Origin of the sequence: Streptomyces hilarionis, assembly GCF_024539675.1 — a bacterium.
Lineage (GTDB): Bacteria > Actinomycetota > Actinomycetes > Streptomycetales > Streptomycetaceae > Streptomyces > Streptomyces hilarionis.
Map to the genome: position 1 here is coordinate 1 of NZ_JAHHIT010000256.1, position 7,348 is coordinate 7,348.

The 7,348-nt window shown below is 74.1% G+C and carries 5 protein-coding genes and 2 pseudogenes; all 7 read left to right on the plus strand.

Annotated features, from left to right (window positions below):
• Positions 1-203: pseudogene (locus KMS84_RS36840) on the plus strand (molybdopterin-dependent oxidoreductase); the annotation flags it as partial.
• 387 nt (positions 204-590) lie between these two features.
• Positions 591-1,634, plus strand: a complete 1,044-nt coding sequence (locus KMS84_RS36845) for a methionine ABC transporter ATP-binding protein (RefSeq protein WP_256920910.1) — start codon at positions 591-593, stop codon at positions 1,632-1,634.
• A complete protein-coding gene (locus KMS84_RS36850) occupies positions 1,631-2,392 on the plus strand; it encodes a methionine ABC transporter permease (RefSeq protein WP_256920911.1) in 762 nt (253 codons plus the stop codon). Before KMS84_RS36845 ends, KMS84_RS36850 begins: the two co-directional genes overlap by 4 nt.
• Before the next feature lie 104 nt (positions 2,393-2,496).
• Complete coding sequence (locus tag KMS84_RS36855; RefSeq protein WP_256920912.1) at positions 2,497-3,333, plus strand: MetQ/NlpA family ABC transporter substrate-binding protein; 837 nt, start codon at positions 2,497-2,499, stop codon at positions 3,331-3,333.
• 152 nt (positions 3,334-3,485) lie between these two features.
• A complete protein-coding gene (locus KMS84_RS36860; protein WP_256920913.1) occupies positions 3,486-4,124 on the plus strand; it encodes a GNAT family N-acetyltransferase in 639 nt (212 codons plus the stop codon).
• 85 nt (positions 4,125-4,209) lie between these two features.
• On the plus strand, positions 4,210-5,427 hold the full coding sequence (gene cbiE / locus KMS84_RS36865) for a precorrin-6y C5,15-methyltransferase (decarboxylating) subunit CbiE (RefSeq protein ID WP_256920914.1): 1,218 nt from the start codon (positions 4,210-4,212) through the stop codon (positions 5,425-5,427).
• A 365-nt stretch (positions 5,428-5,792) separates the two neighbouring features.
• Positions 5,793-7,348: pseudogene (locus KMS84_RS36870) on the plus strand (nicotinate-nucleotide--dimethylbenzimidazole phosphoribosyltransferase); the annotation flags it as partial.

A 7,348-nucleotide genomic window follows, 5' to 3' on the forward strand; every position in this document is an offset into this window, starting at 1 on the left:
GCCCCGGCCTCGGCCCGGACCCCGGACCCCTGCCGGGCCTTCTCGTCGACGGCCTTCTCGTCGACGGCCGCCGTGGCGTCGGCCACAGCGCGGCCGCGGCGCGGCCGTCCCGGGAGCCCGCGCCGATGCCGGGGCCCAGGGGGCGTCCGCCCCCGTCGGAGCCGGTGGACGGCGGGGCCGGACGCACCGCCGCACACGACTGACATGCGCCGAAGCACTGTCCACGACTGTCCAGGATGCGGACACCGCGGTCTTGGTCAGGACCGTACGTCTGCTTTACTGATGCTCATGACCACGACGAGCAACCGCACCCCTGCGACCGAGGCGACCATGACGCCCGGTGCTCGTTGTCTGTGTCGAATGCGCGCCTTCTAGAGGGCCCCCGCACCACCTTCGCGCTCGCGCCCCGAAGCGAGCCGCCGTGGCACGTCCGTACGCCGCGTCACCGCCGTACGTGATCCGAGCCGCGCCCCGCGCCCGGTTTCCCCGGCCCTCCGCCGGAGCGAGCACCGCGTCGCGTCCTGACAGCCTGCACCCGTGCGCCCGGGCCCACCCGCGCCCGCGCACTCGACAGTGACGGAAACCCCCACGTGATCACCACCACGGGCCTGAGCAAGGTCTACCGCTCGCGCGGCCGTGCGGTCACCGCCCTCGACGGCGTCGACCTGCACGTGCGCGAAGGCGAGGTGTACGGCGTCATCGGCCAGTCCGGCGCCGGCAAGTCCTCGCTCATCCGCTGCATCAACCTTCTGGAGCGCCCCACCGCCGGCACGGTCACCGTCGCCGGGCAGGACCTGACCGCGCTCGCCGGACGCGGTCCGCGCGCCGGCCGGGAACTGCGGCAGGCGCGCAGCCGGATCGGCATGGTCTTCCAGCACTTCAACCTGCTGTCCTCGCGGACGGTGCAGGACAACGTGGAGCTGCCCCTGGAGATCCTCGGCATCTCCGGGAAGGAACGTTCCCGCAAGGCGCTGGGGCTGCTCGACCTGGTCGGCCTGGCCGACAAGGCGAAGTCCTACCCCGCCCAGCTCTCCGGCGGCCAGAAGCAGCGCGTCGGCATCGCGCGCGCCCTGGCCGGGGACCCGAAGGTCCTCCTGTCCGACGAGGCCACCAGCGCACTCGACCCGGAGACCACCCGCTCCATCCTCCAGCTGCTGCGCGACCTCAACCGGCAGCTCGGCCTGACGGTCCTGCTCATCACCCACGAGATGGACGTGGTGAAGTCGATCTGCGACTCCGCCGCGCTCATGGACAGCGGCCGCGTCGTCGAGTCCGGCACGGTCAGTGAACTGCTCGCCACCCCCGGCTCCGAACTGGCCGCCGCGCTCTTCCCCGTCGGCGGCGAGGCCACCGGCGACGACCGCACCGTCGTCGACGTCACCTTCCACGGGGAGGCCGCCACCCAGCCCGTCGTCTCGCAGCTGTCGCGCACCTACAACATCGACATCTCGATCCTCGGCGCCGCCATCGACACCGTCGGCGGCCTCCAGATCGGCCGGATGCGCATCGAACTGCCCGGCCGCTACGAGGACAACGTCGTGCCCATCGGCTTCCTGCGCGAACAGGGCCTGCAGATCGACGTCGTGGACCGCGCGGCCCCGGAGCCCGCGCTGCTCGAGGAGGCCGCCAAGTGAGCGGAACCGAATGGTCCGAGATACAGCCCCTGCTGTCCCAGGCCTGTTGGGACACCCTCTACATGGTCGGCTGGTCCACCCTCGTCGCCGTCGTGGGCGGTCTGCCGCTCGGCGTCCTGCTGGTGCTGACCGACCGCGGGGGCCTGCTGCAGAACACCGTCGCCAACAAGGTGATCGGGCAGGTCGTGAACATCGCCCGCTCGATGCCCTTCATCATCCTGATGGTCGCGCTGATGAACTTCACGCGCACGATCACCGGGACGACCATCGGCCGCGAGGCCGCGATCGTGCCGCTCGCCATCGGCGCCATCCCGTTCTTCGCGCGTCTGGTCGAGACGGCCGTCCGGGAAGTGGACGGCGGACTGGTCGAGGCCGTCCAGGCGATGGGCGGCAACACCTGGACCATCGTGCGCAAGGTCCTCGTCCCGGAGTCCCTGCCCTCCCTCATCGCGGGCACGACCACCACGATCGTCGCGCTCATCGGCTACTCCGCGATGGCCGGCACGGTCGGCGCGGGCGGACTCGGCGACATCGCCATCCGCTACGGCTACCAGCGCTTCGAGACCGAGCTGATGTGGATCACGGTGGCGATCCTGGCCGTCGTCATCGCGCTCATCCAGTTCGCCGGCGACTACGCGGCCCGCTCCCTGCACCGCCGCGGCGGCCGCTCCGGCCCCGCGCCGAAGCTGCGGCTGCTCCGGGCCACCGAGCCGGCGGCCCCCGAGCCCGCGTCCCCCGAGGTCGGCAAGACGGCCTGACCCGGGGCACGCCCGCCCCGGCCCGCTCCCTTCACCGACCGCTCCCCAGGACTCCCCGCACCACCCGAAGCGGGGCGCACCACCCTTCAGGAAAGGCACTTTTCGTGCGTAACACCGCCAAGATCACCACCGCCGTCCTCGCCTCCGGATCCCTCACCCTCGGACTCAGCGCCTGCGGCTCCGACAAGGACTCCGCCGGCGCCGACGCGAACGCCACGCTCACGGTCGCCGCCACCCCCACTCCGCAGGGCGAGATCCTCACCTACGTCAAGGACCACCTCGCGGCGAAGGCCGGCCTCAAGCTGGAGGTCAAGGAGTTCACGGACTACGTGACGCCCAACACCGCCGTCCAGCAGGGCGAGGTCGACGCCAACTACTTCCAGCACCAGCCGTACCTCGACGACTTCAACAAGAAGAACGGCACCGACATCGTCGCCGTGCCGAACGCCGAGGTGCACCTGGAGCCGCTCGGCCTCTACGCGAAGAGCGTCAAGAAGCTCACGGACCTCAAGGACGGCGCCACGATCGCCCTGCCGAACGACACCACCAACGAGGCCCGCGCGCTGAAGCTGCTGGAGGCCAACGGCCTGCTCCGGCTGAAGTCGGGCGCCGGTTACGACGCGACCCCCAAGGACGTCGCGTCCAACCCCCGCGACCTGAAGTTCAAGGAGTTGGAGGCCGCCCAGCTGCCCCGCTCCCTCGGCGACGTCGACGCGGCCGTCATCAACGGCAACTACGCGCTGGAGGCCAAGCTCAGCCCGGCCAGGGACGCCCTGGCCGCCGAGTCCGCCAAGGGCAACCCGTACGCGAACTTCCTCGCCGTGAAGAAGGGCGACGAGAAGGACCCGCGCGTGGTGAAGCTCGCCAAGCTGCTCACCTCGCCGGAGGTCAGGAAGTTCATCGCCGACAAGTACGACGGCGCCGTCGTCGCGGCCTTCTGACCTTCGCCGACGACGCCCGCACCCGGGGTCCGCGCCCCCGACCGGCGCGGACCCCGTGGTGTGGTTCCGTGCCGCATGCTGCATGCTGGGCAGTTCAGCGGGCCCTGACGGGTCGGCAGGTTCACGAGGACCCGAAGGTTACGGAGCGGCGCATGACGAGCACCTTCCCCACCATCTCCATCAGCACGGAGCGGTTGGGCCTGCGTCCCCTCGACGAGGACGACGTGCCCGCCCTGGCCGACATGATGAACGACGAGCAGGTCGTCGCCTGGACCGCCGTGCCGCACCCCTTCGACCGGGCGGCCGCCCGCCGCTGGGTCACCGAGCAGGCCCCCGCCGAACGCGCGGCGGGCCGCGGCCTCGACCTCGCCGTCACCGAGTTCCTCACCCAGCGCCTGGTCGGCGTCGTCCGGCTCGCCAGGACCAACTGGCACGTGCGCTCCACCGAGCTGTCGTACATCATCGCCCCCTGGGCGCGCGGCGAGGGCTATGCCTCCGAGGCGACGCTGGCCACCGCCCGGTGGCTGCTGACCGACCAGAAGCTCGAGCGCATCGAGCTGCGCACGGCCGCCGACAACACCGCCTCCCAGCAGGTCGCCCAGAAGATCGGATGCATCAGCGAGGGCGTGCTGCGCGGCGCCTGCATAGCGCGCGCTCGTGCCGAGGACGGCGGGTGGAACGAGGTGCGCACCGACTACATCGTGTGGAGCCTCCTCCCGGAGGACCTCGACGGCGGCGGCGAGCACTTCGCGGAGAGCGGCGGCTTCACCTCGTACACCGACTGGAACTGAGCGGACCGCGGCCCTCCCCGGACACCCCGACCAGGTACCCTCACGGAGCCCGCTGCCTGCGTGAACCCGGGGGAGACTGACGACCATGGCCGACCGCGTCACGGTGATCGGCTGGGACGGCTCGCCGCTGACCGCCGCGGCCCGCTCCGCTCTGGCCGCGGCCACCCTGGTGGCCGGCGCCGCCCACCATCTGCGACTGCCCGAAGTGCCGCCCGCCGCGGAACGCGTCCGGCTCGGCAGTGTCGCCCTCGCCGCCCGCCGCATCGCCGGACACCGCGGCACCGCGGTCGTCGTCGCGGACGGCGACCCGGGCTTCTTCGGCGTCGTACGCGCCCTGCGCGCCCCCGAGTTCGGCCTGGAGGTCGAGGTCGTCCCCGCCGTCTCCGCCGTGGCCGCCGCCTTCGCCCGGGCCGGCATGCCCTGGGACGACGCGCAGGTGGTCGTCGCCCACCGGCGCACCCTGCGCCGCGCGGTGAACGTGTGCCGGGCCCACACCAAGGTCGCCGTCCTCACCTCCCCGGGGGCCGGACCCGCCGAGCTCGGCCTGCTCCTGGAGGGCGTGCACCGCACCTTCGTGGTGTGCGAGGAGCTCGGCACCGACCGCGAACAGGTCAGCGTCGTCACCTCCGACAAGGCGGCCGACCACATGTGGCGCGACCCCAACGTCGTCATCGTCATCGGCGGCCCCGCCGGGCCGGTCGTCTCCGGGGAGAGCGGCTGGATCGCGGGCCGCGACCCCGGCGCCGGCCCGCGCGGCTGGGCGCTGCCCGGCGAGGCGTACGGCGGCGGGCTCGGCGAGGGCGAGGCGCCGCTGCTGCGCGCCGCCCAACTCGCCCGGCTCGGTCCGCGGGTGGGCGACCTCGTCTGGGACATCGGCTGCGGCAGCGGGGCGTTCGCCACCGAGGCCGCCCGGGCGGGCGCCGCCGTCATCGCCGTCGACCGGGACCTGGAGGCCTGCGCCCGCACGGACGCCGCAGCCCGCCGCCACGGCGTCCAGCTCCAGATCGTCCACGGCGGCGCCCCGCACGTCCTGGAGAACCTGCCCGAACCGGACGTCGTCCGCATCGGCGGCGGAGGAGCGCCGGTGGTCTCCGCGGTCGTCGACCGCCGTCCGCAGCGCATCGTCACCCACGCGGCGACCCGCGACGCGGCCGAACGCGTGGGCCGCGACCTCTCCGAGCACGGGTACGGCGTCGAGTGCGCCCTCGTCCAGTCCGTCGAACTCGACACACGGGCCTGGACGGAGACGGAGCGGAGCGTCGCGTTCCTGCTCACCGGGGTTCTCGCCGACCGCCGGCCGTGACCGGGACGGCCCGCCCCGTGATCCTGTTGTCGTACCGCGCGCGGTAGGCTGGCCGATCGTCGTACCGCTTCCGGTCGCCCGACGCTTCGTCGGCCAATGTCCGGAAAACACATCCCTTTTGGGCTGCGTGTGGTACGGCAGGACCGGAGGACGCGCAACGTGGCGCAGTCCACAGCGGAGCCTCGCCGATCAAGCTGTCGCGAGGCGACGACGGCCGCGACAATGCCACTGAATGGCTTTGTCGCTTTTTCGGGCGGGTCGCTCGTGCCGCTGGGCACGGACGCTCGTTCTTCACTACGGGCGGTCGGTGCGCCGCTCCGGGTGAGCCGGCCGCAGAAGCACTAACCGATGGGCGAGGGGTACGCATGACCGACACCGGCCAGGTCCCGGGCGAGGAGCTGCCGGAGAGCGCAGGCATGGTGGAGCAGTCGGGCGCCCCGGCGCCCGGTGCGTACGCCTACCTCTCCGAGACCCCCGCCGAGGACGAAGACCTGTTGCTGCTGCCGGGTGCCCAGAGCGCGTGGGGCAACGAGGTGGCGCCGCCCGCGCCGGAACCGGTGGTCGAGGCGGTCCACGAGCCCGGGCCGCACGAGACGGCCGGCCGCGACAGCGGTTCGGTCGACCTCGGCGGCGTCCGCCTGCCCGGCCCGTCGGCCCCGCAGGCGACCCCGCGCCGCCCGCTGCACCTCGGCCCCCCGATCCCCGACGCCTCGGCCAGCCCGGTCCGCTCGCTCGCCGACCGCGGTCCCGCGGGCGCGCCGGTGCGTCAGCCCGGCCCCTCGGCGTCCGGCCCCGAGTATCTCGACGTGCCGCACCTGCGGGACCTGCCCCCACAGGGCGCGTCCCCCTGGGGCGCGGCACAGGCCACGGCGCAGGCGACGTCCCAGGCCCCGGCCCCCGCCCCGGCGGCCGCCGGGGAGACGGCCGTTCCCGCCGCGGTCGCGCAGACCCGGCAGGCCGAGCCGGCGGGCGCCGCCCAGGCGGTGGTGGCCCGCATCGCGACCGAGGCGAACGCCGCGACCACCCCGCCGGAGGCCCACGAGGCCGAGGCCGCGCAGGAACCCCCGGCCGCCCGGGGATACGGCATCGTCGACACCGGTGAACTGCTCGGCGCCGCGATGATGGCCGAGGCCCGGCAGGACTCCGGCGACGACCACGCCGCCGACGTGCCGGTGGCCGCCGTCGAACAGCCCGTGCAGTCGCCGGGGACGCCGGAGAGCGTGGAAGGACCCGAGGCCGGGCCCGCCGCCGACCAGCCGGTCCCCGCCCAGGAAGCCGCGGAGCCCGTCCGCCCGGCCGAGCCTGGCGAACCGGCCGAGCCCGAGCCGCGCGCGGAGTCCGACGGGCCTGCTGAGCCGGTCGCCGCAGACTCCGCCGAGGCCGCCGGCGTCGTGGAGACGCCCGAGGAGGCAGTGGCGGCGCCCGCCCTGCCCGACACGGCGGAGGTCACCGAGCCCGCCGAGTCCGCCGAGGCCGAACCGGCTGGTGCGGAGGCCGCCCTGGTCGAGCCGGCCGCCGGCCCCGCCGTCGTGGCCGCGGACGACGTGGCGGCGAGCCCCGCCCCGGAGACGCACGGGCCCGAAGGAGCCGAGCAGCCGCAGGAGCCCGTCGCGGCTCCCGAGGAGTCCTCGGCGCAGGGAGCACAGGATCCGCAGGCCTCCGAGGAGACCCGGGCGCCCGAGAGCGACGTGGTCGCGGCCGCCGCCGTCCCGGCTCCCGACGCCGTGGACGACGTCGTCCCGGAGCCGGCGCCTCCCGTGACGCCCGCTCCCGGAGTCGCCGACACCCCCGAGCCCGCCCACGAAGCCGCCCCCGCGGCGCAGGCTCCCGCGGCCCCCGGGCCACAGCAGGCCGTGACCACCGAAGAGCAGGAGCCGGAGGCGTCCGCGGAGGAGACGCCCGCCGCCCCCGTCTTCGAGGC